Source organism: Catenuloplanes niger, from assembly GCF_031458255.1.
Classification (GTDB): Bacteria; Actinomycetota; Actinomycetes; order Mycobacteriales; family Micromonosporaceae; genus Catenuloplanes; species Catenuloplanes niger.
Window position 1 is genome coordinate 3,976,808 of sequence record NZ_JAVDYC010000001.1, and the last position, 25,740, is coordinate 4,002,547.

Genomic DNA, 25,740 nt, shown 5'->3' on the forward strand with positions numbered 1-25,740 from the left:
GCCGCCGCGCGACCCACAGGCGTCCCATCGGCACCCGTGCCGCTACCTGAGTGATTCCTTCAGGCGATAGACCATGGCCTGCTTGCGCCGCGTCTCCTCGAGAGCCCTGGGCACCGGTACGTCGTAGGCCGTGATCCGTTCGAAGAGGTCCTCCGGGAGGAAGCCGCGCCGGGCGTCGCCGACCAGCACGAGCGCGCCGGCCCGCGCGGCCCGCCGCAGGAACGCCCGGGCCCGGCCGGCCAGCGCCTCGGTGTAGAAGAGGTCGCCGGCCAGCACCACGTCGTACTCGTCGGCCGCGGTGTGCGCGGCCGGGTCGAGCAGGTCCAGCCGCCCGGTGCCGACCGGCACGCCGTTCGCCTCCGCGTTGAGCCGGATCGCGTCGAGCGCGTCCTGGTCGACGTCGGTGGCGGTCACGGTCGCGGCCCCGGCGCGCGCGGCCGCGACCGCGATCAGCCCGGACCCGGCGGCCAGGTCCAGCACGCGCCGGCCGGCGACCAGGTCCGGGTGGTCCAGCACGTAGCGGGCGAGGCCCTGCCCGCCGGCCCAGGCGAACGCCCAGAACGGTGGCGGACGGTCACTGGAGTACGCGCCGCCGCTGTGCGTCCACAGCCCGACGCCCGGTCCGGCCTGGTAGAGCCGGAGTTCGGGCAGGAAGGGCAGGTCGGCGAGGCGGGCGTGCTCGGTGACGTTGTGGGACATCGCCGCATTGTGCCGGACCGTTCCTACAGCAGCCGGCGTGCGGTGGAGAAGCCGTACATCTTCGACACCACGACGCCCTTGCGCGGCGTGGCCGCGTGCACCATCTTCCCGTTGCCGAGGTAGATGCCGACGTGCCCGGACTGCGGCAGGACCACGTCTCCGGGGCGCAGGTCGGCGCGGCGCACCTTCTTGCCCTTCCGGGCGATGGCGTGGCTGGAGTGCGGCAGCTTGACGCCGGCCTTCTTGTACGCGACCGACACCAGACCGGAGCAGTCGTACGAGCCGGGGCCGGCCGCGTTGCGCCGGTACGGCTTGCCGACCTGGTTCAGCGCGTACTCGACGACCCGGCCGAGTTCGCCGGCCGGCCGGACGCTCTTGCGCTGCTTGCCCTTGCGGTACGTGACCTTGGACGCGTGGCGCGCCTTCCGGTCCCGTGCGTCGTGCCAGCGGGCGGAGCGCTTGCGGACGTCGCCGGTGTGGCGCCGGATCTCGGCGCGCATGCGCTGCTTCTGGACGGTGCCGGTCCGGCGGGTCAGGCTCGGCCGCAGCGCCGTGATCTCCTTGGTCCGCTTGACCGCTCTCGCCGACCGCGACGCCGCCTTCACGGTGCGCGGCGTCGCCTTCGCCGAGCGTGATGCCGCCTTGCCCGAGCGTGACGCCGCCTTGCTCGAGCGTGGTGCGGCCTTTGCCGAGCGTGATGCGGCCTTTGCCGAGCGTGGTGCGGCGTGGCGGCCCGTGCGTTCGAGTGCGCGGCCGGCGCCGGCCGGTCCGGCGTGGACCTCGTCGCCCCGCGTCATCATCGAGCGCGGGTGGATGCCGGGCCGCAGGCCGATCAGCCGCAACGGCCGGTCGTCCGGCGCCACCCCGGCCGCGGAGCCGCGCTCCTCGGTGGGTGAGGCCGCCGCCGCGGTGGGCCGCCCGTCCGCGGCGTGCGAGTCGTGCGCGGGGCCGGCCGCGGCGATCCCGGCGACGGTGAGCGCCAGGACGCCGGTCAGTGCCCGGCGCGTCGTGGGGACGTGCGTGATGCCTCCCAGGTCGGTCCGGGGCACTCTCGCGCATCCCCGGCAGCCGGTGGCCTGAACCACCGATGAGCGCGACCGCAACGCTGCGGCACGGCCTGGGAACCCGGACGGCTGACTGTTTCGGCGTTCATTCTGCGCACGCGAAATGACAAAGCGCATGAATTCCGGCAAATATGGAATAAGGCGAAAAGATGTCACAGTAGCCGCCGGGATCGCGGCGGGGTCTACCGCGACCGCACCGCCTTGTTGATTTTGGCGTTCAGTGCGCGGCGGGAGATCGGGCCGAGATCGTCGACCACCTCGACCAGCACCGCGAGCTGTTCCAGCGCGGACATCGCGTGCTCGGAACCCTTCGCGTCCACGCCGGCGAACAGCTCGATGCCGACGAACGCGGCGGAGACCGCCTTGGCCAGCCCGCCCAGGTCCGCGACCTCCGCGAACGGCGAGCCGGTGAGCAGCCGCCGCAGCACGGACTCGATCTCGTCGACCCACAGCTGCAACGCCGCGCCGACCGCCCCGCCGAGCTTCGGGTCGCCCTGCGCGGCCGCCAGCAGCTGCGCGAGGATCGACACGTTGCCCAGCTCCCGCTCGCGCACCTGCAGCGCGCGCCCCACGTCCAGCAGCTGGCGGAGCGAGGTGACCCGGGCGAACTCGGCGGAGTAGGCCGCGACGCGGGCCTCGGTGTGCATCCGGCAGGCCGCCGTCAGCAGGTCGTCCACGCTGCCGAAGTGGTAGAAGACGAGCGCCTGGTTGACGCCGGCCGCGGCCGCGATGGTGCGGGCCGAGACGCCCTTGATGCCGTGCTCAGCGACGGCGGCGAGGGTGCCGTCCAGGAGCTTCTGCTTGGTGTCCGACATCGGGCCCCCATTCGTGATTCCCCTCGACCGTACCGGCCGGGTGCGGCGGCGCGACGAAGACGTCCGTGACCGCCTGGGCGACCGGGTTCAGGCCGGGCAGCCGGAGCAACCATCCGATGTAGGCCCAGCCGAGGTGCAGGTGCTCGAGACCGCGCGCGACGGCGGCCACCCCGTGCTCCGGATCGCCGTCGCCGCCCGCGTACGCCGCCCGCCGGATCACCCCCGGATGGTCGGCGGCGGGCGCGACGACCAGCCCGTGCGGTCGCCGGTCGCGCAGGAACGCGGCGGTCGCGGCACAGGGCCCGCAGTCGTCGTCCAGCCACAGCACCGCCGCACGTCCGTCCACATAGGGCGTCCGGCGGGGCCACCAGTCGTGGACGTGCCGCCGGTACGCCCGCCAGTCCTCGCCGTACCGCTCGGCCAGTGCGGCACGCTCGTGCGGTTCCGCGACGGCCGCGCTGAACGCGACCGCGACCACGGCCGCGAGCAGCATCGCCCAGCTGCCCGCGGCGGCCGCCAGCAGCAGCATCAGCGCGACCACGCTGATCTGCATGGGGTTGGCGACGTACGCGTACGGCCCGGTGGTGATCAGCCGGTCCGGTGGATCCCACGGGTAGGCGGTGCCCCGGCCGCGGACCGCGAACTCCCGCACCGCGAGCAACGCCGGCACCGACGCCAGCAGCGCGAGCTGGGCCAGGATCGCCAGGTTCTGCCGCGGCCAGGTGGCGCCGTCGAAGCCGAACGCGATCCGTGGGATCAGCCAGAGCGCGAGCGCCGCGAACACCACCAGCTGCCCGAGAACCCTTGCCACCAGCCACTTCCGGTCCGCGCCGGCCACGCCGAGCGCCACCGACGGCAGCGCGACCGCGACCGCGCCGATCATCTCGCCGATCCACCAGTCCTCGCCCAGGATCAGCAGCGGTGCCAGCTCCGGCATGGCGGCCAGGTCCAGCCAGACCAACAGCAGGAGTGTCAGCGGCCAGGGCAGCACGCGGCGGGTCAGCACCGGAACCGCGCCCCACAGCGCGGCCCAGCCGAGCCACAGGTCGACCGGCAGGCCGTGGAACGCGCCGTCGACCGGGGCGAAGCTCCACCAGCCGGCGACCCGGGCCACCACGTCCAGCGCGGCGATGCCGATCGCGGCGGAGATCCCGGCGAGCAGTGCCGCGGCCCGCGCGTCCCGGTCCCGTTCCAGCCACAGTCCGATCAGGACGAACGCCGTGGGTACGAGCACGCAGGCGTACCGGATCGCGATCATGACAGCCGCATCATGTCGAGCACGTGCCCGGCGCCGGCCGTGGTGAGGCGATCCTGCAGCGGGCCGAAGTACCAGGCGGGGTCCAGGCCGCGTACGTACGCAAGCTCGACCCGGATCTCGGTGTGCGCGTCGTCCACGGCCCGCCAGGTCACCTCCGCGCCGGTGAACTCCATCCACCGCCCGGTGATCGAGTCGTTGCCGACCACGTCGAACGCGAGCCGGCCGGCCTCGTGCGCGGCGACGCGCGTGGTGATCGCGCCGCCGGGCCCGTGCGAGCTGCCGTGGTATCCGAAGACCCACAGGTCGCCGGCCTCGAGCCCGTGACCGGCGATGTGCTCCGGCATCGGCACGCCCAGCACGCTCAGCGGCAGCGACCGGACCTCGGCCGGACGCGGGCCCAGCGCCAGGCGCGCCTCCACCTCGGCGGCCGGCAGCGCCACGGTGCGGGTGACGGCGGACGTCTGGACGGGGTTGACGCGCAACTCGGGCGTGACGCCCTCCAACCCGGTGACGAGCACCAGCAGCGGTACGGGCAGCAGCGCGTACCCCCGGCGGTTGTCGCGCCGCTCCATCAGCTTGGCGGCGACCGTGATCAGCAGGACGACGGAGTAGACCAGCGGCGCGGCCAGCACCACGCAGATCACGCCCTCGTGCAGGAAGACGGAGGTGAGCAGCATGACGATGGTGACGACGAGAAAGGCCCGGCCGTAGCCGCTCCTGGCCGGCACGAAGACCAGCGCGATGGCGAGCGCGGCCGGCAGCAGCACGAAGAACATGGCGGTGTCCACCCGGCCGGTGCGCACCGCGAGCAGGAACCCGAGCGCGCCGATGCCCGCGATGACCGCGGCGAGCAGCGGGCGGGTGCGCCGCCACTCGCGCCGGTGCTGCGCCCTGTCGGCCTGCTCGTGGTGACGGGCGGCGTCCGCCCCTGGGTCGTCGGTCACGGCTCTCCCCCAGCGTGAAGCGATCGCTTTAAGCAGTTGCTCAAACCGGAGACTAGCCGAGTTTGAGCGAGCGCTCAAGCCTGGCGCGGCGCTGGGTAACCGGGTAGAAACATCACGTCCCCCTTCTTCATCGGACCGGTCAATGCGGTCACGCGGCAGAGAGCGCTCTCAGGCGTACCGGCGCGACCGGTCTTTGATCTTGATAGGCAGGCAGATGGGCACCATTTCCATGCGGCGGCGGGCGATCTCGCTCGGCGTCGTGACAGCGGCCGTCACCGCGGCGGGGGTGATCCCCCAGCCCGGCGTGGCACTGGCGAACTGGGGCGGCGCCCCGGACTTCGGGCCGAACGTCTTCGTCTACGACAGCGACACCCCCGCGGCCGAGATCCAGGCGCGCTTCGACACGCTCTTCGCGGAGCAGGAGCGCAACGAGATGGGCACCAGCCGGTACGCGGTGCTGCTCAAGCCCGGTTCCTACGACCTCGACGCACGACTCGGCTACTACACCACGATCGCCGGCCTGGGCACCTCACCGGACGATGTGGACATCACCGGCGCGGTTCGGGTGGTCGGCCAGCCGGACCCGGGCTCGGTCGCGGGCATCTCCGCGCTCACCAACTTCTGGCGCGGCGCGGAGAACCTCGCGATCACGCCGACCGACTGGTCGAACCAGTGGGCCGTCTCGCAGGCGTCGCCGATGCGGCGCGTGCACGTCAAGGGCACGCTCTGGCTGGAACCGGGCAACGGCGGCTTCTCCAGCGGCGGATACATCGCGGACTCCAAGGTGGACGGCGTCACCATCAACGGGTCGCAGCAGCAGTGGCTGACCCGCGACTCCGAGCTCGGCGGCGAGTGGACCAACGGCGTCTGGAACCAGGTCTTCTCCGGCGTGACCGGCGCACCCGCGCAGGGCTTCCCGGACCCGCCGTACACCACGCTGCCGACCAGCCCGGTGACGCGCGAGAAGCCGTACCTGCACGTCGACGCGCGCGGCAAGTACCGGGTCTTCGTGCCGGGGCTGCGCCGCGACTCGGCCGGCACGACGTGGGGCTCCGGTGCCGCCGCGCCGGGCCGCTCGCTGTCGATCAACGACTTCTACGTCGCGAAGCCCGGCGACTCGGCCACGAAGATCAATATCGCGCTCGGGCTCGGCAAGCACCTGCTGCTCACGCCGGGCGTCTACCACCTGCGCGACTCGATCAAGGTGACCCGGCCGGACACGGTGGTGCTCGGCATCGGCATGCCCAGCCTGGCGCCGGACACCGGCCGGGCCGCGCTCGAGGTCGCGGACGTCGACGGCGTGCGGATCGCGGGCGTGCTGGTCGACGCCGGCCCGCGCGAGTCCGACACGCTGGTCACGATCGGCTCCCCGCGGTCGTCCCGGGACCACTCACGGAACCCGATCTCGCTGCAGGACGTGTTCTTCCGGGTCGGCGGACCGTGGGAGGGCAAGGCGCGCACCAGCCTCGCCGTGCACAGCGACGACACGCTCATCGACAACATCTGGGTGTGGCGCGGCGACCACGGCAACGGCATCGGCTGGACCCGGAACACCGGCGACGTCGGCGTGGTGGTCAACGGTGACGACGTGACCGCGTACGGCCTGTTCGTCGAGCACTACCAGAAGTGGCAGACGATCTGGAACGGCGAACGCGGCCGGACCATCTTCTACCAGAGCGAGCTGCCGTACGACCCGCCGTCGCAGGCCGCCTGGACCAGCCCGACCGGCCCCGGCTGGGCCTCGTACAAGGTCGCGCCGCACGTGCGCACCCACGAGGCCTGGGGCCTGGGCGTCTACTCCTACTTCAACCAGGGCGTGGACATCCGGGCCGCGCGCGGCATCGAGGCCCCGGTGCGCGCCGGCGTCCGCTTCCACAGCGCCGTCACGGTCTTCCTCGACGGCAGCGGCGGCATCGAACGCACCATCAACGACGCCGGCACCCCCGTCGTCGGCTCCTACGGCACCAGCCCGATCGTGAACTACCCGGCCTAGAGCGTGTATCGAAGTCCACGAGGGTTGCGGCGCGTCGTGGCTGAAATAGGCGAGGTCTCCGGTAGAAGGTTTTTCGACCAAGAAACACCTGAATACCGGAGACCTCGTGGACACCTTAGCGGTGTTGCGGCGGCATGACCTGACCGACGTGCAGTGGGCGCGTCTGGAGCCGTTGCTTTCTGTTCCTGACCAGCGGCGTTCCGGCCGCCCGCCTGCGACGTGCCGACGGACGGTGATCGACGCGATCCGATGGCGGGTGAGGGTCGGCTGTGCATGGCGGGACATACCGCCGTGTTACGGGTCATGGTCCGCGGCATACGCTTTGTTTCGCCGGTGGCAACGCAACGGGACCTGGTCGAGAATCCTCGCCCGGCTGCAAGCTTTGGCCGAGGCGGTGGGCGCGATCATCTGGAATCTGTCGGTTGATTCGACCATCGCGCGGGCGCATCAGCATGCCGCCGGAGCACGCCGCGACAGCGCCGGGCAGGCGGAGCCGCCGGGCGGTGTCGGTGATCCGGAGCCTGACGATCACGGGTTGGGCCGGTCGCGTGGCGGCTGGACGACAAAGGTTCATCTGGCCTGTGAGCAGGGATGCAAGCCCATGGCGATCGTGGTCACGGCCGGGCACCGGGGCGACAGCCCGCAGTTCGTCAAGGTCTTGGAACGGGTGAAGGTCGTGAAACTGTCCGGCCGGACGAGAACCCGGCCGGAGGCGGTGATGGCCGATAAGGCCTACTCCAGCCGGGCCAACCGCGCCTATCTGCGCCGCCGCCGGATCACCTGTGTCATCCCGATCAAGACCGACCAGGCCGCCGGCCGCACCCGGAAGGGTGCAGCCGGCGGCCGGCCCTACGACTTCGATGCTGAGCGGTACAAACAACGGAACACCATCGAACGCGGGATCAGCCGGCTGAAGCAGCACCGCGCGGTCGCGACCCGGTACGACAAACTCGCCGTCCGCTACGAAGCCACCGTCCAGATCGCCTGCATCAACATCTGGCTCTGACTTCGATACACGCTCTAGCCGTTGGCCCGGGCCAGGCGCATCAGCAGCTCGATGTTGCTGTTGGTCTTGCGCAGCTGACCGAGCAGCTGCTCGATCGCCTGGCCCTGGTCGGCCGCGGCCAGGGCGCGGCGGAGGCGCTGGACGACGACGAGCTCGTCCGGTGCCAGCAGGATCTCCTCGCGGCGGGTGCCGGTGGCGTGCAGGTCGACCGCGGGGAAGACGCGGCGCTCGGCGATCTTGCGGTCGAGCTTGAGCTCGGCGTTGCCGGTGCCCTTGAACTCCTCGAAGATCACGGTGTCCATCTGCGAGCCGGTCTCGACCAGCGCGGTCGCGATGATGGTGAGCGAGCCACCGTTCTCGATGTTGCGGCCGGCGCCGAGCAGCTGCTTCGGCGGGTAGAGCGCGGTGGTGTCCAGGCCGCCGCTGAGCGTACGGCCGCCGGACCGGGCCTGGAGGTTGTAGGCGCGCGCCAGGCGGGTGATCGAGTCGAGCAGCACGACCACGTCGCGGCCCTGCTCGACCAGGCGCTTCGCCCGCTCGATGGCCAGCTCCGCGACCGCGGTGTGCTCGTGCGGCGGACGGTCGAACGTGGCCGCGGCCACCTCGCCGTCGACCGAGCGCCGCATGTCGGTAACCTCCTCGGGGCGCTCGTCGACCAGCACCACCATCAGGTGCGCCTCCGGGTGGTTCGTGCTGATCGACTTCGCCAGCGCCTGCAGCACCATGGTCTTGCCGGCCTTCGGCGGCGAGATGATGAGAGCGCGCTGGCCCTTGCCGATCGGCATCGCCAGGTCGATCACCCGGCTGGTCAGGTTGTCCGCGTCCGTCTCCAGGCGGAGGCGCTGCTGCGGGTAGAGCGGGGTGAGCTTGTAGAAGTCGGGGCGGCGGCGGGCGTCGTCCGGGTCGCCGCCGTCGACCGTGAAGACCTTGGTCAGCTGGTTGCCGGCGGCACCGCCGGTCAGCCGGTCACCGCGGCGCAGGCCGTGCCGGTGGACCAGGGACATCGGCACGGTCACGTCCTCCGGCGACGGCAGGTAGCCGTCGACCCGCAGGTACGCGTGCCGGTCCTGGATGTCCAGCAGGCCGTCGACCATGGCGAGGTCACCGGTCGGCACCTGCTCCTGCTGCGGCTTCTTCGCGCGGCGCCGGGTGGTGGTGTGCCGGTCCAGGGTGCGGGTAGGGCTCATCGACGAGTCTCCTTGAGGGTAGGAATCGCTCGATATGCGCAATAAGCGTCTCGGAGAGCGATCGGGAAAGTTTGTGGGCCGCTCACGTGGTGCAACGGCGGAGATCTCCTACGGGCGGCGCAGACTTGTGTGCCTGCGGCGGCGATTTCTGTGCCCGCGGCAGCAGAATTTCGTGCCTGTGGCAGCAGATTCTTGTGCCTGCGGCAGCTGAACTTCGTGCCTACGGCAGCAAATCGTGTGCCTGTGGCGGCTTGCTGTGCCTGCGCCAGACATCCGAGGGACTGCGAGAACGGTAACCCGTTACGTCAAGACCTGCAAGCCCAGTGACGGGTTCCCACTACGCGGGGTAAGCATGCGTCTCGGTTGCCTTGACGGCCGCCCATACCGTTCGGCCGGGTATCAGGTCGAGCTGAGCGGCTGCGGCGGGTGTCACATCCGCGGCCGCCGGGAGCGGTCCGGCCAGCTCGATGCGCAGATTGTCGCCGTGCCGCTGGATGCCGGCGATGGTGGCGGCCCAGATGTTCCGCGGGCTGCCCGCCGGCTTCTCCGCGTACAGCGCGACCGAGGACGGCCGGAACGCGACGAAGACCTCGCCGTCCACCCGATCGTCCACACGCAGCGTGAGGTCGTCCAGCGTGACCTCGTGCCCGCTCGCCCGTCCCCGGTAGAGGTTCAGTCCGACCAGCCGGGCCACGTAGTCGGTGCGCGGGCGCGCGGTCACGGTCGCCGCGTCACCCTCCTGCACCACCACACCACCCTCCACGATCACCAGCCGGTCCGCCAGCACCAGCGCGTCCAGCGGGTCGTGCGTGACCAGCAGCGTCGCGCCGGGGTGCGCGGTCAGGTGCCGCTGCAGTTCCGCCCGGGTGTCCAGCCGCGTCCGGGCGTCCAGCGCCGCGAGCGGCTCGTCGAGCAGGAGCAGACTCGGGCGTACGGCGAGCGCGCGGGCCAGCGCCACCCGCTGCGCCTGCCCGCCGGAGAGCTGCCGTGGTCGTTTCGACGCGTGCGCGGCGAGCCCGACCCGGGTCAGCCAGTCGAGCGCGACCGCCCGGGCGGCCCGTCGCCCGACGCCCCGCCGCCGCGGGCCGAACGCCACGTTGTCCAGCGCGGACAGGTGTGGGAACAGCAGATAGTCCTGGAACACCACGCCGATCGGCCGGCGTTCCGGTGGCAGCGCGCCCAGGTCCTCGTCGCCGAGCCGGACGTGGCCGGCGGTGAGCGGCTGCAGGCCGGCGAGCGCGCGCAGCGCCGTGGACTTGCCGGCGCCGTTCGGCCCGAGCAGCGCCACCACCTCGCCGGGCGCGATCCGCAGCGCGACGTCCAGCCGGAACGTGCCCCGGTCGACGGTCAGTCGTGCGTCGAGCCCGGTCACGTCGCGGATCCCACCCATCGGTCGCGCAGCGCCGCCAGGATCGTCACGGAGACGGCCAGCAGGATCAGGCTCAGCACGATCGCGGCCTCCACGTCACGTTCCAGCGCCAGATAGACCGCCAGCGGCATCGTCTGCGTCCGGCCCGGGAAGTTCCCGGCGAACGTGATCGTCGCACCGAACTCGCCGAGCGCCCGTGCCCAGCAGAGCACCCCGCCGGCCGCGATGCCGGGCGCCACCAGCGGCAGCGTGACGTGCGTGAACGTGGTCCACCGGCCGGCGCCGAGCGTGGCCGCGGCCTCCTCGAACCGCGCGTCCGCGCCGCGCAGCGCCCCCTCCACCGCGATCACCAGGAACGGCAGCGCCACGAAGGCCTCGGCCAGCACCACGCCCGCGGTGGTGAACGGCAGCGTGATCCCGAAGGCCTGATCCAGCCACTGCCCGATGATGCCGCGCCGGCCGAAGACCAGCAGCAACGCCACGCCACCGACCACCGGCGGCAGCACCAGCGGCACCGTGACCAGCGCCCGGACCAGCCGCCGGCCGCGGAACTCGACCCGGGCCAGAAGCCACGCCAGCGGTACGCCGAGCAGCAGGCACAGCACGGTCGCGAGCGTGGCGGTGAGCAGCGACAGGCGGAGCGCGGCCAGCACCTGCGGCTCGGCCAGCCGTGCGGGCAGCGTGCCCCACGGCGCCCGGATCAGCAGCCCGGCCAGCGGCAGCACCAGGAACGCGAGCCCGAGCAGCGCCGGGACGAGCAGGGCCACCGGAACCCGTTGCCGTCCGGTCACGGCGCCTGGAAGCCGGCTTCGGTCAGCACCGCCAGGCCCTCGGTCCGGACGAACTCGACGAAGCCCGCGGCCGCGGCCGGGTTCGGCGCGTCCGCCAGCACCACGATCGGATAGTCGTTGATCGCGTTCGCCGACTCCGGGAACTCGACGGCGTCCACATCGGACGGGGCCGCCGTCGCGTCGGTGCGGTAGACCAGCGCCGCGTCCACCTCACCGAGCTTCACCTTGGCGAGCGCGGCCTTCACGTCCCGCTCCAGCGTCACCGGGGTCACCGTCACCCCGGCCCGTTTCGCGGCCGCGCCGCAGGGCACCTCCTCGGCGCAGAGCGCCACCTTCAGCCCGGGCCGGGCCAGGTCCGCCAGACCGGTGACATCCTTCGGGTTTCCCTTCGCCACCGCGATGACCAACTGGTTCCGGGCGAACACCACCGGCGCGCCCGCGTTGTTGCCCGCGTCGGTGACCGTCGTCATGGTGGCCGGCGACGCGGCCGCGAACACGTCGGCCGGCGCGCCCTCGTTGATCTGCGTGGCCAGCCCGGAACTGCCGCCGTAGTTGACCGTGACGAACAGCTGCGGATGCCGCGCCTGCAACTGCTGCCCGATCCGGTCGAACGCCTCGGTCAGCGACGCCGCCGCGAAGACGGTGAGCTGCCCGCTCAGCACGTCGCCGCCGGCCCCACCGGAACCGCCGCTCGCCGCCGGCTCCTCGTCACCGGTTCCGCCGCAGCCGGCGAGCAGCAGGAGCGCCGTCAGTGTGGCAGCCATGGCGCGCCTCATGCGGTCCGCCGTCCCGGCGACGCCGTCTCCACGACCACGGTGGTCGACTTGATCACTGCGACCGCGACCGAGCCGACCCGCAGGTCCAGCTCGTCGACGGCCTCCCGGCTCATCAACGACACCACCCGGAACGGCCCGGCCTGCAGATCCACCTGCGCCATCACACCATCCTTGGCGACCGCGGTCACGATGCCACGCAACCGGTTCCGCGCCGACGAGGTCTCCGACGCCGGGTCCGCCGCCGCGTGCTGCTCCCGCACGAACGCGGCCAGCGCCTCCCCCTCGACCACCCGGTGCCCGGCCTGGTCGCGCACCGCCACCAGCTTCTCGGCGTCGATCCACCGCCGCACGGTGTCCGCACTCACGCCGAGCAGCCCGGCCGCCTCCCCGATCCGAAATCGCGTCACGTACGCCATCCTACGGCTCGCATCCGCAAGCCTGAAAGGCCTTCGGCGACCGCAACCGCGCCGATGCGGGATTACCCGGTTGTGGTGGGCCCTCCCGGCTACGATCATGGGCACCATGACGTGTGGGAGGGGCGCTCACCGCCCCGTCGCATGACCGGCCCGACTCCGGCCGCCCCGCCGGACCTCGCCGCGTGGCTGACCTCCGCCACGCTCCGTTCCGTTGCCGATCCGCCTCGCCGCTCCGCCGTCTTCGACGCGGCGATCGCCGCCCGGCGCGGCACCGCGTTCTGCGAGGGCGATTCTCACCGCGACATGCGTGCCGACGAGGAGTTCGTGGAGGCCCTCGCCGGCACACGCGACACGATCGGGAAGGCGACGGCATGACGGGTGAGCGGCAGCGCCGCGAACGGAGACGACGCGAGGTGCTGGAGCTGCCGGTGGTCGCGCTGCGTGCGGCCGGCTCGCTGAGCCCGCCACCGGGCGAGCGGGGGTGGGAGCAGACACAACCGGCTGCGCCCGAACGCGCAGATCTGGACGCGGGACGGCGAACGGGAACGAATCGGTGACCTCGGCGACGCGATCGCGCACGTGCTGACCACGGCCCCGCTCACGTCCTCCACGGCGACGGGTGGTGGCGGGCGTCCCTGGAGGAGCTGGTCTAAAGCTTCTCGGCCAGGTCGAAGACCGTGGTGAGGCGGCGGTCGGCCGGGACGGGGGCGTGGCCGCGCGGGTCGATGAGGTAGGCGCGGATGCCGGCGGCCTCGGGGCCGAGGAAGTCGGGTTCGAACGTGTCGCCGACGAAGACCGCGTCCTCGGGGGCGGCCTGGAGGGCGGCGAGCGCGGTCGCGTACGTCTGCGGGTGGGGTTTGCGGCGGCCGAGCTCGACGGACGTGACGACCTCGGCGAACGCGTCGGCGAGGCCCATCGCGACCAGGTGGTGCGGTACGAGCGAGGGCCAGTGGGTGTTGGTGACCACGGCGAGCTGGTAGCGCTCGGCGAGCGTGCGGACGAACGACTGGATGCCGGCCGGGTACGTGACGCCGGCGTTCCACTCGTCGAGGTACGCGTGGACGAACTCCTCGCCCTGCGCGGCCGTGGAGCGGCGGCCGAGAATCTTCGGGAGGAAGTGGGCGGCGGCCTCGGTCATCGAGTACTCACGGTGGCCGGCCTCGCAGCTGCGGTCGAGCTCGAGGCAGGTGGCGGACCATTCGGCGAGCATGCGCTCGTAGCCGACCTCGACACCCCAGTTCCGCACCGTCGCCCAGGTCTTGGGGTAGCCCTGCGTGGTGCGGCTGGGGGAGTAGTCGACCAGCGTGCCGAAGAAGTCGAAGAGGATGCGGGTGGGCTGCACGGGATGCATCATCGCAGCCGGACCGGGAAACCGGGAGCGTCAGGCGGGGGACGGCCGGGTCCGGGAGCCGACGAGCGAGGCGAGGCGGAGTGCGGTGCGCGGCGCGGTGTCGGCGCAGCACGTGTTGATCAGCGCGTGCAGCGAGTCGCCCTCGCCGGCCAGTTCGCGCAGCCGGCTCGCCCACTCGGCGAGCTCGTCGTCGCCGTACTCGTAGCGGAACTTCTCCTTCTTGTCGCCGGACTCCCACGCGCCGCTGCGGCCGTGGAAGCGCACCACGGCCGGGTCCGCGGTGCTGACCGTGATCGGCGGGACGGACGACGGCAGGCCCTGTGCCATGTCGACGATCACGTGCGAGAGGTCGTGCGACTGCAGGAAGAGCAGCGTGTCGAGCGCGTTCTCGTCGGTGAACCAGCTCGGGTTCCGCAGTTCGACCGCGACGCGGTGCGGTCGGCAGCGGTCCGCGGTCGCGACGATCCGCTCCTTGGCCTTCTCGCCGTGCGTCAGCCACGGCGGGAACTGCAGCAGCACCACGCCGAGCTTGCCGGTGTCCGCGAGCGGCGCGAGGACGTCGTGGAAGCCGTCCCAGAGCCGCTCGTACGCGTCCGGGTCGAGGTCCCGCCGGCGCAGCCGTTGCGCGCCGGAGGCGGGGCGCAACGCGGCCGGGACCGCGCTGGCCGGCGTGGGATGGCCGGTGAACAGCGAGAACGCCTTCACGTTGAAGAGAAAACCGTCCGGGGTACGGTCGGCCCAGGCGCGCGCGGTCGCCGGTGCCGGGATGCCGTAGTAGGTGGTGTCCACCTCGACCAGGTCGAAGTGCTCCGCGTAGTACGCCAGCCGCCCGGCCGGGTCGTTGAACTCACGTGGGTACCAGCCGGACGAGACCAGTTCCCGGTCCGCCCAGCCCGACGTGCCGACTCGAATGCCACCCATGTAGTTCAGTGGACCCCGGACCGGCCCGCGGGGCAATCCGGGGAACTCCAAAGTGTTACCCCGGCCTCTGCCCCCGGGCCGGATCGACGGCCTATCTGGCCGCGGCCAGCACCTCGTCGGCGACCGCGGTGGCCGCGTCCGGGCGGCCGTGCGTGCGGGCCGCCTCGGAGATCCGGTGACGGTACGCCGGGTCGTCCAGCAGCGCGATCAGTTCCTGACGGAGCCGGTCCGGCGTCGCGTCCTCGGCCGCGAGCATGCGCGCCGCGCCCAGGTCGGCCAGGTGCCGGGCGGTCCGGCGCTGCTCGTCGCCCTGAGTCGGGATCAGTGGGATGTAGACGCTCGCCTTGCCCAGCGCGTTGAGCTCGGCCACCGTGCCGGCACCGCTGCGGGCCACCACGACGTCGGCGGCGGCCAGCACGTCCGGCAGTTCGTCGTGGATGTACGGGAAGACGGTGTATCGCTGCTGCAGGTGCGGCGGCAGGGACGCGTGCCGCTCCCGCATCATCTCGTACGAGTAGTCACCGCACTGGTGCAGCACCTGCGCGCGGGTGAGCAGGTCCGGCAGCACCTCGGCGATCAGCTTGTTGACCTGCAGCGCGCCCTGCGCACCGCCGGTGACGTAGACCAGCGGCAGCCGCGGGTCGAGACCGTACCCGGCGATCGCGCGCTCGCGCTGGCCCATGAACACCTCGGGCCGGATCGGGTTGCCGGTGACGACGGCCTTGGACCGCACCTTCTCCGGCAGGTGGTCGATCGACGACTCGTGGCTGAGCAGGATGCGGTTGGCGAAGCGGGACAGGATCCGGTTGGCCAGGCCGACCGCGAGCGTCTGCTCGTGCATGACCAGCGGGCGGCGCAGCAGCCAGGCGGCGACGCCGACCGGCACGCACACGTAGCCACCGGTGGAGATCACCACGTCGGGTTTCGCCTTCGCCACGGCGACGATCGCCTGCAGCACGCCGAACGGGATGCGGAACGCGTCGGCCACGTTGCGCAGCTGGTCCTTGACGTTGATGTGGCGCCGCAGCTTGCCCGTGGTGATCGCCTTGAACGGCACGTTGTTCTGCACCGAGATCTTGGCTTCGAGCCCGTGCGAGACGCCGACCCAGAGGATGTCCGGCTCTGTCCCGGCCCGGGAGAGCCGTTCGCGGATGGTGCGGATCGTGGTCAGCGCCGGATAGGTGTGACCGCCCGTCCCCCCGCCGGTGACGATGATCTTGATTTCGCCCACCCGGGCGGCACTGCTGTAGATGGTCATGCGTCCTTCGCCCGCGGTGTCGCGCCAGAGGTCCCGAGTGTAGCCAGCGGACCCCACCGGTCAATGCGGCGACCACATATCCGCAGCTCAGCAACGGTCCGTGGCACGATCGATCACGCAGGGTCGCCAAGTGAGAAAGGCCACTGGCGTGAGCATGACATGAGCTTCCAAATGGATAGCCTCACGGGGGATCGTGCTCGGCTGAAGGGAATCCGGAAGGGCTGTGGCGACATTGGCTGAGGCAACAGTCGACCTGGGTGCGATCGCGCACAACACCCGGGTGCTCAAGCGCGCCATGGGCGACGCCGGCCTGATGGCGGTCGTGAAGGCCGACGGTTTCGGGCACGGCGCCGTGCCCACCGCGCGCGCCGCGGTCGCGGCCGGCGCGGACTGGCTGGGCGTCACCTCCGCGACGGAGGCGATGGAACTGCGCGAGGCCGGGCTGGACGCGCCGCTGCTGGCGTGGATGTGCGGGCCGCAGGACGACCTGGCCGCGCTCGCCGAGGCGAACGTCACGCTCTCCGTGGCCACCCTTCCCCACCTGGACGCGATCGCGGCCGAGGCGGCGCGGCGCGGCGTCGCGCTGGACGTGCACATCAAGGCGGACACCGGGCTCAGCCGGGGCGGCGCCACCCGGGACACCTGGCCGGAGCTGTTCGGCTGGGCCCGCAAGTACGAGTCGGACGGGCAGATCCGGGTCCGCGGCCTGTGGTCACACCTGGCGCACGCGGAGGACCCGGCCGCCGAGAGCCTGGTCGCGCAGCAGAGCGCGTTCGCGGAGGCGATCCGGCTGGCCCGGGCGGCCGGGCTGACCCCGGACGTGCTGCACCTGGCGAACTCGGCCGGCATCCTGCAGGTGCCGTCCGCGCGCTTCGACCTCGGCCGGGCCGGGATCGCGTTGTACGGCGTACCGCCGGTGCCGGGGGTCGATTCCGGTCTTCGGCCGGCGATGACCGTGCGCGCACGCGTGGTGCAGGCGGGGGACGGCCGCGCGGTGCTGCCGCTCGGTTTCGGCTACGGTGTCCCGCGCGGGCTCGGCGGCGTGGCCGAGGTGCTCATTCACGGCGTGCGCCGGCCGATTCTCGGTCCGGTGTCGATGGATCACCTGATCATCGACATCGGCGAGCTGCCGGTCACCGAGGGTGATGAGGCGGTGCTGTTCGGCCCCGGCGCGCACGGTGAACCCACCGTCGCCGAGCAGGCCGAGCACGCCGGAACGAACGCTCACGAACTTCTCACCGGCATCGGCGTGCGGCTACCCCGACGCCATCTTCTACACACGGAGGCCTGAACCTTGACCGAGCGTGGGAAGACCCGCATCGCCGTGATCTTCGGCGGCCGCAGTGGCGAGCACGACGTGTCCTGCAAGTCCGCGCTGAGCGTGATGCAGCACCTGGACCGCGAGCGCTACCAGGTGGTGCCGGTCCGGATCACGATCGACGGCGTCTGGGTCGTCGGCCAGGACGAGCCGGACACGGCCGCGACGCTCGACCTCGACGGGCTGCTCGCGCAGACCCGCGAGGAGGACGGCGCGGTCCACCCGCTGCCGATCAGCAGCATCTCCCAGGCGCTCGCCGCGCTGCGCGACGTGGACGTGGCGTTCCCGTGCCTGCACGGCCCGTACGGCGAGGACGGCACCATCCAGGCGCTGCTGGAGCTGGCCGGCCTGCCCTACCTGGGCAACGGCGTGCTGGCCAGCGCGGTCTCGATGGACAAGGAGTTCACCAAGAAGATCCTGGTCTCCGAGGGCATCGAGGTCGCGCCCGGCGTGGTGCTGCGCCACCGGGACGAGACCGTCAGCGAGGCCGACCGTGAGCGTCTCGGCCTGCCGGTCTTCGTGAAGCCGTCGCGCGCCGGGTCGAGCATCGGCGTGTCCCGCGTCGACGACTGGGCCGACCTGGACGCCGCGGTCGAGCTGGCCCGCCGCAGCGACCACAAGGTGCTGGTCGAGGCCGCGGTGCCGGGCCGCGAGGTGGACATCGGCGTGCTCGAGTTCCCGGACGGGCGGGTCGAGGCCGGGCCGTCGCTGGAGATCCGCGTGCCGGACGGCTTCGAGTTCTTCGACTTCGAGGCGAAGTACACCGACGTCGGCACCGTGTTCGAGATCCCGGCCAAGCTCTCCCCCGAGGTCACGGCCGCGATCGAGGAGTGCGCGGTGACCGCGTTCCGCGCGCTCGACTGCAGCGGGCTGCTGCGTGTCGACTTCTTCCTGCGCGAGACGCCGGACGGCGTGGTGCCGGTGATCAACGAGGTGAACACGTTCCCCGGTTTCACCTCGATGTCGCAGTTCCCGCAGATGTGGGCCGCGGCCGGGGTGAGCTACGCCGAGCTGCTGGACGTGATGGTGGAGACCGCGCTGCTCCGCCAGCACCCGACGCCGACGGTGCCGCTGTCCGAATGAGCCGCACCGCGTCGAACCGGCGTATATCACCGGTCGTGATAATCGACGCATGATGCACACGGTCGCGCGGCTCGCGGAACGCCTGCGGGCCGCTCGGCAACAGTCGTTCGTCGGCCGGCGCGCCGAGCTGACCGGTTTCCGCGACGCGCTCGCCGCCGCCCCCGGCGCGTACGCCGTGCTCTATCTGCACGGTGCCGGGGGCGTCGGCAAGTCCACGCTGCTGCGTCGCTTCGCGGACGAGGCCCGCGACGCCGGCCGCGCCGTGGTGGAGATCGACGGTGGCTCGATCGAGCGGTTCGAGGCAGCGACCGTCACCGAGGGTTCGGTGCTGCTGGTCGACGCGTTCGAGCGGTCCCGGCACCTCGAGGGCTGGCTGCGCGAGACGTACCTGCCGAAGTTGCCGGCCGGCGCGGTCGCGGTGCTCGCCGGCCAGGAACCACCCGACCCGCTCTGGGCGTCCGACGTCTCCTGGTCCGGCCTGCTGCGCGTCTCATCGCTCGGCGACCTGGAACCGGACGAGGCGGTCGAGCTGCTGCGGCTGCGCGGCGTGCCGGAGTCGCAGCACGAGGCGGTGCTGGCGTTCGCCGGAGGTCATCCGCTCGCGCTGAGCCTGGCCGCGTCGTCGGCCGCCCGGGAGTCGCCCGCTCGCTGGGTGCCGACCCGGGACGTGCTGACCACGCTGATCGACCAGCTGGTCGGCGAGGTGCCGTCGCCCGCGCACCGGCTCGCGCTGGAGGTCTGCGCGCACGTCCAGAGCACCACGGAGGAGTTGCTGCGCTCGGTGGTCGGCGACCAGGCCGCCACCGTCTTCGACTGGCTGCGGCGGCTGCCGTTCGTCGAGTCCGACCGGTACGGCCTCCACCCGCACGGCGTGGTCCGCGGCGCGATCGAGGCGGACCTGCGCTGGCGCGACCCGCAGGGCTACGAGCGGTTGCACCACCAGCTCGCCACGCACATCCTGGACCGGGCCCGGACCGCGTCCGGCGAGGTCGTGCAACCGGCCATGCGCGCGCTCTGGCACCTGCTGCGCGCGAACGAGGTGCTCGGCCCGTTCGTGTCCGCGCGCGGCGACGACGCGGTGCGGGTCGAACCCCTCAACGTTCGCGACCACCCGGCGGTACGCCGGATGAGCCCGTCCGGCGTGCTCGACTTCTGGCTGGAGCGGCGGCCGGAGGCGTTCACCGCCTATCGCCGCGTCTCGGACGGCGCCCTCATCGCGTACTCCGCCCAACTGCGCCTGCCCGAGCCCGACCCGGTCGAGCTGGCCGCCGACCCGGCCGTGGCGCTCGCCTGGGCCGCGACCGAGACCGCGCCGCCCCGGCCCGGCGAGCACCTGCTGGTCGCCCGCTTCGCACACCCGCCGATCGACCAGCGCCCACGCGAGGCCGGGATGCTGATGCAGATGCGGGTGCTGGAGGCCTGGATCAGGTCCGCCCGGCTGGCCTGGTCGTTCGTGGTCGTCCCGGAGCCCGATCGGGTGCTGCCGCTGATGACGTTCACCGACCACCACGCGGTCCCGGGCGGCGACCGCATCATGATCGACGGGCAGCCGCACGGCGTGTTCGGCCACGACTGGCGTGCGCTGCCGGTCGACGCGTGGATCACCGCGCTGAACGCGCGCCTGCTGTTCGGGCCGGACGCGCGGCCGGGCCGGCCCGCGTTCACGGTGCTGTCCCGCGCGGACTTCGACGCCGCGGTCCGGGACGCGCTGCGCAACTGGCACCTGCCGGACGCGCTGGAGAGCAACCCGCTGCTGCGCACGCACCTGATCGGCGACCGCGGCGGCAACCCGGTGCAGACGCTGCGCGACCTGATCGTCGAGGCGGTCGACGCGCTGCGCGACGACACCCGCGAGGGCAAGCTGCACCGCGCGCTCGCCACCACGTACTTCCACCGGGCGCCCACCCAGGAGGCGGCGGCGGAGAAGCTCGGGGTGCCGTTCAGCACGTACCGGCGGCACCTCACCCGCGGCGTCGAACGGGTGGCCGAACGGCTGTGGCAGCTGGAAGTCTGAGGGGTGTGAACAACAACGGATCATGGCTTTCCGAGCGGACGGTCGCCGCGGAACGGGCGGCCGGCGCCCCGTTCGACCTCTCCGCGTGCGTGCGGGAGCCGATCCACCGGCTCGGCGGCATCCAGTCCTACGGCGCGCTGATCGCGCTGCGGGACGACACCATCGAGGTGGTCAGCGACAACGCGTCCCAGCTGCTCGGTCCGGGCGCGGTGGTCGGCGCACCCGTCTCCGGCCTGCTCTCCGGGGCGGCGACGGCCGCGCTGGCCGCGTTGGCCGACGCGGACACCGGGCAGACCGCGATGATGCCGGTCGCGCTGGACGGCCGCCCGTTCGACGTCACCGTGCACCGCTCCGAGGGGCTGCTGGTGCTGGAGTTCGAGCCGGCCGCGCCGGTCACCACGCCGTTCACCATGTTCTACGCGCCGATCCGGTCCGCGCTGGTCCGGCTGCAGGCGGCCACGACCGTGGTGGAGGCCGCGCGGGCCGCGGTCCGCGAGGTGCGCGCGATCACCGGCTTCGACCGGGTGGTGGCGTACCGGTTCGAGTCGGTGGACGGGCCCGGCGAGGTGATCGCGGAGGAGACGGCCGACGGGCAGGAGCCGTGGCTCGGCCTGTGGTTCCCGGCGACGGACATCCCACCGCAGGCCCGCCGGCTCTACGAACGGAACTGGATCCGGGTGATCGCGGACGTGGACGACACGACCGCGCAACTGCTCCCCGCGGCCGCACCGCCGCTCGACCTGTCCCTGTCGGTGCTGCGCACCGTCTCCCCGTACCACCTGGAGTATCTGCGCAACATCGGCGTCGCGTCGTCGATGTCCGTGTCGTTGCTGGCCGGCGGCCGGCTCTGGGGCCTGATCGCCTGCCACGGGAGCACCCCGACGACGCTCGGCCCGCAGCTGCGCGCCGCCTGCGAGTTCTTCGGCGTCGCACTGTCCCTGCACCTGACCGCGCTGCGCGAGCGCGACGACACCGTCGCCCGGGAACGGGCCCGCACCGTCATCGCCCGGCTGATCGAGCCGATCGCGGACAGCATGGTCAGCGGCTGGTCCGACCCGGCCGGCCTGGACCAGGTCGTCGAGTCCGACGCGGTCGCGGTGCGCCTCAACGGCCGCACCACCGTGCACGGCGCCGCACCCGGCCGGGAGGCACTGGACGCGCTCTGGGCCGCGCTGCCGCCGTCCACCGTCGGCGAACCCTGGCACAGCGACCGGCTCGGCGAGGACCTGCCCGCGATGGCGCCGTTCACCGGCGCGATAGACGGCGTGCTCGTGCTCCCGCTGAGCGACACCGGCGACCGGGTCGTCTGGCTGCGCCGCGAACGCACCGTGCCGCGCCGCTGGGCCGCGGACCCGGCCCGCCCGGTGGTGCTCGGCCCGCACGGCGAGCGGCTGACACCACGCGGCTCCACCGCGGTCTTCCTGGCCACGGTACGCGGCCGGAGCGCGCCCTGGACCACCACCGACCTGGCGATGTCGGTCGAGCTGGGCCGCGCGATCCTGCAGGTCGCGCTCGCGCACACCCGCCGCCTGTCCAGCCTGAACACGGAACTCAGCCGCAGCAACGTCGACCTGGACTCGTTCGCGCACGCGGCCGGGCACGACCTCAAGGAACCGCTGCGCGGCATCGCGAACCAGGCCGCGTTCCTCATCGAGGACAACACCGACGGCATGGACGAGACGACCGCGCGCCGCCTCGCCTCCATCCAGCGCCTCGCCACCCGGATGGACGAGCTGCTCAACGCGCTCCTCTACTACTCCCGCCTGGGCCGCACCGACCTGCACCGCGACCGGATCGACCTGGACGCGGCCGTGGCCCGGGCCACCGAGATCGCCGGCCCGCGCCTGGAGGAGGAGTCGGTCCGGGTCACCGTGGCCCCGTCCGGCACGCTGCTCGCCGACCCGGTCCTCTTCGACGAACTACTGGTCAACCTGCTCGTCAACGCGGCCAAGTACGCCCGCCCGGACGGCCCGCGACACGTCGAGATCGCCACCGCGGAGATCAACGGCGAACCGGCCCTGATGGTCCGCGACAACGGCATCGGCATGCCCGGCCACCTACGCGAACAGGCCTTCGAACTCTTCCGCCGCATCCACCCCCGCGCCCCCGGCGTCGACGGCTCCGGCGCCGGCCTCGCCATCGTCCGCCGCATCGCCGAACGCCACGGCGGCCACGCCTGGGCCGACGAGTCCCCCGGCGGCGGCACCACCATCTGGACCACCTTCCCCTGACCGCCGGTCAGGGTGCCGCGGCATCGGGAGCTCGTGTTGCCCGCGCTCGTGGCGGGTTGCCGGTGCTCGCCGAGTGGCCGCTCGCCGTCGACCTGCCCGAGGCGGAGGAGATGGCGAGCGCGGCCGGAACCACGCGTACGTTCGCCACGACCGCGGCCCGGCGCCGGCGAGGTGTCGCTCGGCACCAGCGGCCGGCTCGTGCCGATGACCGCGGAGGAACAGATCGCGGTGTCCGGCACGGTGCCGGGCGGTCCGGTCCGGGTCGACGTGGTGGCCATGGCCGGGAAGGACCTGCCCGGTTCTGCGGGACCACCCGCGGAACCGGCAGGGAGGCCGCCCGCGGCCGAGCGGTGCCCGCGGGAGCACTGGGAAGGTGCCCACGCCGGGAGCGGGAAGATCAAGATCTTGATCTTCGGTGGTAGGCCGCCGGGGACTCGAACCCCGAACCTATGGATTAAAAGTCCACAGCTCTGCCATTGAGCTAGCGGCCCGCGGCTGTCAGGGTACCTGCGACACCCGGACCGCGCCTAAACCATATCGCCATGAGCGGAACACGCGGCTGGAGCGGTGTTTCGACACGTCTGTGAGCGGTCACATCGTTAGTTGTCGGTTGGCAACGATCGACGGGATATCGTGCCGGCCGTGCGGCCAGTACATTACTGAGCGTACCGGCGGAGGTGATGAGCGTGGGCGACGGCGACCAGGCCTGGGCTGGTGCGCTGCACCGGCTGTGGCGGGCCACCGGGGCCATCACCGACCGCGAGGAACTGGCCGAGCTGGTCCTTCCGCCGCTGCAGGCGCAACCCGGCGTGGTGGCGGTGTGGGGGTTGCGGCACCGGGTGAGCGACGGCGGGATCGCCGAGTACCGGTGGACCGGCGTGCCGCTGGAGACGGGCGACGACCGGGCGCTGGCCCGGCGGATGGCGCTGTGGCAGGACGGTGACGCCGTGGTCGTGCGGGAGCCGGTGCACGGCGCGAACCGCGTGATCGTGGCCGGTTTCGAGGTCACCGGAGAGGCCGCGGGCACGATCCAGCTGCTGGTCGACGACACGGCCGACTTGGACCGGCTGACGACGCGCCTCTGGCAGGTGGTCGACGTCACGCGGGAGGCGATCGCCCGGCTGCGCCGCCGCCGCGCCGACGACGAGCAGCAGATCCGGGACGCACTGCTGGCCGAGGCGTCGCTGCAGATGGACGCGGTGCTGGATCCGGGCCAGACGATGCACCGGGTGGCGCGGATGACCGTCCCGGCGATCGCGGAGGGCTGCCTGGTCTTCTCCTGCGAGGGCCGCGAGCTGATGCTGCGCAGCGCGGTGCACGTGGACATGCGCCGGATGGCCGCGCTGCTGGCCGACGAGGCCACCGCCCACGACCTGCGCGCCCTGGCCGAGCGGGCCGTTTCCGGGCAGGCCGAGCGCCTCGAGCCGGCCGACGCGGAGAAGGTCGGCGCCCGGCTGCTGCACGCGCAGGTGATGCGGGCGCGCGACCGGGTCCTGGGCGTGCTGCTGTTCTTCTTCGACCGGGACGAGACCCGGGTGCCGCACGCGTCGTTCCTGCGGGACCTGGCGCAGCGGGCCGCGCTCGCCGTGGACAACAGCGAACTCTACGAGTCGCGCCGGCGCGAAGTGGTCACGCTGCAGGAACATCTGCTGCCGGGCCGCCTGCCGGAGGTGCCGGGCATGCGGGTGGCGGCCGCCTACGCGGTCGGCGACCGGGCGCTGGACGTCGGCGGCGACTTCTACGACCTGGTGGTCCGGTCGAACGGCGTGGTGGCCGCGCTGATCGGTGACGTCTGCGGGCGTGGTGCGGCCGCGGCCGCGCTGACCGGGATGTCCCGGCACACGCTCGGCACGCTGCTGCAGGAGCGCGTGTCGCCGGCCCGCGCGCTGAGCCGGCTCAACGCGGGCCTGCGCCGCGACGGCTCCTGGCGGTTCGTCACCGCGGGCGTGGCACTGCTGCGCGAGACGCGCGCGGGCCTGAGCGTGCAGTGGACGTCCGCCGGCCATCCGGCGCCGATGGTGCTGCACCGGGACGGCCGGGTGACGCCGGGCCGCGGCGGCGGGCTGGCGCTCGGCATCATCGACGAGGCCCGGCTCGGCCGGTCCCGGCTGATGCTGGCGCCCGGCGACACGCTCCTGATGTTCACCGACGGCCTGACCGAGAGCCGCGACCGCGCCGGCCGGATGTTCGAGGACGTGGCGCTGCACGAGACCGCGCGCCGCCTCCGCGACCTCCCGGTCGACGAACTGGTGCGCGAACTGAGTCAGGCGGCCAAGGATTTCGGCGCGACCGGGGCCGACGACATCGCCGTCCTGGCGATCAGAGCGGAGCAGCGGTGAACGAAGACCTGATCATGGTGGTGGAGGACTCCGACGAGGACGTCGAGGCGATCGGCCGGGCGATCGGCCGCTCCCACCCCGACATCCGACTCGAGTTCGTCCGCTCCGGCGCCGACGTGCTGCCCCGGCTGACCGCGGACGGCGCCCGCCACCCCGACATGATCCTGCTCGACCTCAACATGCCCGGCGAGAGCGGCCTCGACGTCCTCCGCCGCCTCCGCGCCCACCCGGACCTGGCCGCACTGACGGTGGTCGTCTTCACCTCGTCGGAGGACCCGGCCGAGGCGGACGCCTGCTACGCGGCCGGCGCGGACAGCTACATATACAAGCCGATCAACTTTGCGCTGTTCCAGACGGTCCTCCGCCAGACCCTGGACTACTGGAGATCAAAACCCTGATCTTCCCGCTCCCGGCGTGGGCACCTCCCGAGCGCTCCCGCGGGCACCGGTCGGCCGCGGGCGGCCTCCCTGCACGTTGGTGGGCGGTCACCACAAACCAGGGGCCCCACGAACGAAACCGGACCGGCCCATCGGGCCGGTCCGGTTAACCGCTGACTCACGCGGAGGATACGAGATTCGAACTCGTGAGGGTGTTAACCCAACACGCTTTCCAAGCGTGCGCCCTAGGCCTCTAGGCGAATCCTCCGCCGCAGACAATACCGTGCCGTCGGGCGGGCGTGCACGGGGGTTCCCGGTCGGGCGTGACCGGGGTCTCGGCCCCGATGCGACGGATCGTCGCCCGGGCGGGTAGAGTTGGGCTCACTCCCCGTGCGGTGGATATCCCGTGAACCTCCCCAGGGCCGGAAGGCAGCAAGGATAAGCGGGCTCTGGCAGGTGCACGGGGAGCCTTCGTGTCCCCGGGGTTCTCCGGGTTGACCAGCAGCTGCGCCGCATCCCGTAACCGGTCG

20 protein-coding genes, 2 tRNA genes, 1 other RNA gene and 2 pseudogenes are annotated in these 25,740 nt (G+C 72.4%); 10 read left to right on the top strand and 15 right to left on the bottom strand.

The genetic code is table 11. The annotated features are described in order from the left end of the window. Nucleotides 1-42 precede the first annotated feature (42 nt). The 5 genes and pseudogenes from J2S44_RS17310 to J2S44_RS17330 form a co-directional block, all read right to left on the bottom strand. Entirely contained in the window at nt 43-699 is a 657-nt protein-coding gene (locus J2S44_RS17310; protein WP_310414772.1) for a class I SAM-dependent methyltransferase, read from the bottom strand. 23 nt (nt 700-722) lie between these two features. Then, complete coding sequence (locus tag J2S44_RS17315) at nt 723-1,748, bottom strand: C40 family peptidase (RefSeq protein ID WP_310414775.1); 1,026 nt, start codon at nt 1,746-1,748, stop codon at nt 723-725. Between the two features lie 197 nt (nt 1,749-1,945). Next, entirely contained in the window at nt 1,946-2,518 is a 573-nt protein-coding gene (locus J2S44_RS17320; RefSeq protein WP_310429747.1) for a TetR/AcrR family transcriptional regulator, read from the bottom strand. Beyond that, a pseudogene (locus J2S44_RS17325) lies at nt 2,425-3,836 on the bottom strand (methyltransferase family protein). Before J2S44_RS17325 ends, J2S44_RS17320 begins: the two are co-directional and overlap by 94 nt. Continuing rightward, on the bottom strand, nt 3,833-4,780 hold the full coding sequence (locus tag J2S44_RS17330) for a hypothetical protein (RefSeq protein ID WP_374727860.1): 948 nt from the start codon (nt 4,778-4,780) through the stop codon (nt 3,833-3,835). Before J2S44_RS17330 ends, J2S44_RS17325 begins: the two are co-directional and overlap by 4 nt. 214 nt (nt 4,781-4,994) lie before the next feature. On the opposite strand from J2S44_RS17330, the gene J2S44_RS17335 reads away from it, so the two are divergent. Together J2S44_RS17335 and J2S44_RS17340 are read left to right on the top strand one after the other, a co-directional pair. Further along, a complete protein-coding gene (locus tag J2S44_RS17335) occupies nt 4,995-6,773 on the top strand; it encodes a pectate lyase-like domain-containing protein (RefSeq protein ID WP_310414778.1) in 1,779 nt (592 codons plus the stop codon). Between the two features lie 124 nt (nt 6,774-6,897). After that, nucleotides 6,898-7,779: an IS5 family transposase gene (locus J2S44_RS17340; RefSeq protein WP_310429634.1), complete on the top strand. Its 882-nt coding sequence runs from the start codon at nt 6,898-6,900 to the stop codon at nt 7,777-7,779. 14 nt (nt 7,780-7,793) lie between these two features. On the opposite strand, the pseudogene rho reads toward J2S44_RS17340, so the two are convergent. The 5 genes and pseudogenes from rho to J2S44_RS17365 form a co-directional block, all read right to left on the bottom strand. Further along, a pseudogene (rho, locus tag J2S44_RS17345) lies at nt 7,794-8,906 on the bottom strand (transcription termination factor Rho); the annotation flags it as partial. A gap of 397 nt (nt 8,907-9,303) precedes the next feature. Continuing rightward, nucleotides 9,304-10,338 carry an ABC transporter ATP-binding protein gene (locus J2S44_RS17350; protein WP_310414786.1) on the bottom strand — a complete coding sequence of 345 codons (1,035 nt, stop codon included), beginning with the start codon at nt 10,336-10,338 and terminating at the stop codon, nt 9,304-9,306. Next, nucleotides 10,335-11,126, bottom strand: coding sequence for an ABC transporter permease (locus tag J2S44_RS17355; RefSeq protein ID WP_310414789.1), 792 nt, complete (start codon nt 11,124-11,126; stop codon nt 10,335-10,337). The genes J2S44_RS17350 and J2S44_RS17355 overlap by 4 nt, the downstream gene beginning before the upstream one ends. Then, a complete protein-coding gene (modA, locus tag J2S44_RS17360) occupies nt 11,123-11,890 on the bottom strand; it encodes a molybdate ABC transporter substrate-binding protein (RefSeq protein ID WP_310414792.1) in 768 nt (255 codons plus the stop codon). The genes J2S44_RS17355 and modA overlap by 4 nt, the downstream gene beginning before the upstream one ends. 8 nt (nt 11,891-11,898) lie before the next feature. Beyond that, nucleotides 11,899-12,309 carry a TOBE domain-containing protein gene (locus J2S44_RS17365; RefSeq protein WP_310414795.1) on the bottom strand — a complete coding sequence of 137 codons (411 nt, stop codon included), beginning with the start codon at nt 12,307-12,309 and terminating at the stop codon, nt 11,899-11,901. Nucleotides 12,310-12,459: 150 nt separating this feature from the next. Here J2S44_RS17365 and J2S44_RS17370 point away from each other — a divergent pair, with 150 nt between their 5' ends. Next, the gene (locus J2S44_RS17370; RefSeq protein ID WP_310414797.1) at nt 12,460-12,693 is read left to right on the top strand and encodes a hypothetical protein; all 234 of its coding nucleotides are present in this window, start codon (nt 12,460-12,462) and stop codon (nt 12,691-12,693) included. Between the two features lie 274 nt (nt 12,694-12,967). On the opposite strand, the gene J2S44_RS17375 is transcribed toward J2S44_RS17370, so the two are convergent. The 3 genes from J2S44_RS17375 to J2S44_RS17385 form a co-directional block, all read right to left on the bottom strand. After that, nucleotides 12,968-13,660: an HAD family hydrolase gene (locus J2S44_RS17375; protein WP_310414801.1), complete on the bottom strand. Its 693-nt coding sequence runs from the start codon at nt 13,658-13,660 to the stop codon at nt 12,968-12,970. Nucleotides 13,661-13,699: 39 nt separating this feature from the next. After that, nucleotides 13,700-14,590: a DUF72 domain-containing protein gene (locus J2S44_RS17380; protein WP_310414804.1), complete on the bottom strand. Its 891-nt coding sequence runs from the start codon at nt 14,588-14,590 to the stop codon at nt 13,700-13,702. A 91-nt stretch (nt 14,591-14,681) separates the two neighbouring features. Further along, nucleotides 14,682-15,848, bottom strand: coding sequence for a UDP-N-acetylglucosamine--N-acetylmuramyl-(pentapeptide) pyrophosphoryl-undecaprenol N-acetylglucosamine transferase (locus tag J2S44_RS17385; RefSeq protein ID WP_310414806.1), 1,167 nt, complete (start codon nt 15,846-15,848; stop codon nt 14,682-14,684). Between the two features lie 223 nt (nt 15,849-16,071). Here J2S44_RS17385 and alr point away from each other — a divergent pair, with 223 nt between their 5' ends. From alr to J2S44_RS17405, 4 genes are read left to right on the top strand one after another with little or no spacing between them, the layout of a single operon-like run. Continuing rightward, the gene (gene alr, locus J2S44_RS17390) at nt 16,072-17,139 is read left to right on the top strand and encodes an alanine racemase (RefSeq protein ID WP_310414809.1); all 1,068 of its coding nucleotides are present in this window, start codon (nt 16,072-16,074) and stop codon (nt 17,137-17,139) included. Between the two features lie 3 nt (nt 17,140-17,142). Continuing rightward, entirely contained in the window at nt 17,143-18,249 is a 1,107-nt protein-coding gene (locus J2S44_RS17395) for a D-alanine--D-alanine ligase family protein (RefSeq protein WP_310414812.1), read from the top strand. Between the two features lie 49 nt (nt 18,250-18,298). Continuing rightward, the gene (locus J2S44_RS17400) at nt 18,299-20,263 is read left to right on the top strand and encodes an AAA family ATPase (RefSeq protein ID WP_310414815.1); all 1,965 of its coding nucleotides are present in this window, start codon (nt 18,299-18,301) and stop codon (nt 20,261-20,263) included. 5 nt (nt 20,264-20,268) lie between these two features. After that, entirely contained in the window at nt 20,269-22,494 is a 2,226-nt protein-coding gene (locus J2S44_RS17405; protein WP_310414817.1) for an ATP-binding protein, read from the top strand. 416 nt (nt 22,495-22,910) lie between these two features. Here J2S44_RS17405 and J2S44_RS17410 read toward each other — a convergent pair. Continuing rightward, nucleotides 22,911-22,985, bottom strand: a tRNA-Lys gene (locus J2S44_RS17410). A 195-nt stretch (nt 22,986-23,180) separates the two neighbouring features. On the opposite strand from J2S44_RS17410, the gene J2S44_RS17415 reads away from it, so the two are divergent. Further along, nucleotides 23,181-24,833, top strand: a complete 1,653-nt coding sequence (locus tag J2S44_RS17415) for a PP2C family protein-serine/threonine phosphatase (RefSeq protein WP_310414820.1) — start codon at nt 23,181-23,183, stop codon at nt 24,831-24,833. Next, a complete protein-coding gene (locus J2S44_RS17420) occupies nt 24,830-25,231 on the top strand; it encodes a response regulator (RefSeq protein ID WP_310414823.1) in 402 nt (133 codons plus the stop codon). The genes J2S44_RS17415 and J2S44_RS17420 overlap by 4 nt, the downstream gene beginning before the upstream one ends. 162 nt (nt 25,232-25,393) lie before the next feature. Here J2S44_RS17420 and J2S44_RS17425 read toward each other — a convergent pair. Next, nucleotides 25,394-25,478: transfer RNA gene (locus J2S44_RS17425), tRNA-Ser, on the bottom strand. A 114-nt stretch (nt 25,479-25,592) separates the two neighbouring features. Here J2S44_RS17425 and ffs point away from each other — a divergent pair. Continuing rightward, nucleotides 25,593-25,683: signal recognition particle sRNA small type (ffs, locus tag J2S44_RS17430), an RNA gene on the top strand. The last annotated feature ends 57 nt before the right edge of the window (nt 25,684-25,740 follow it).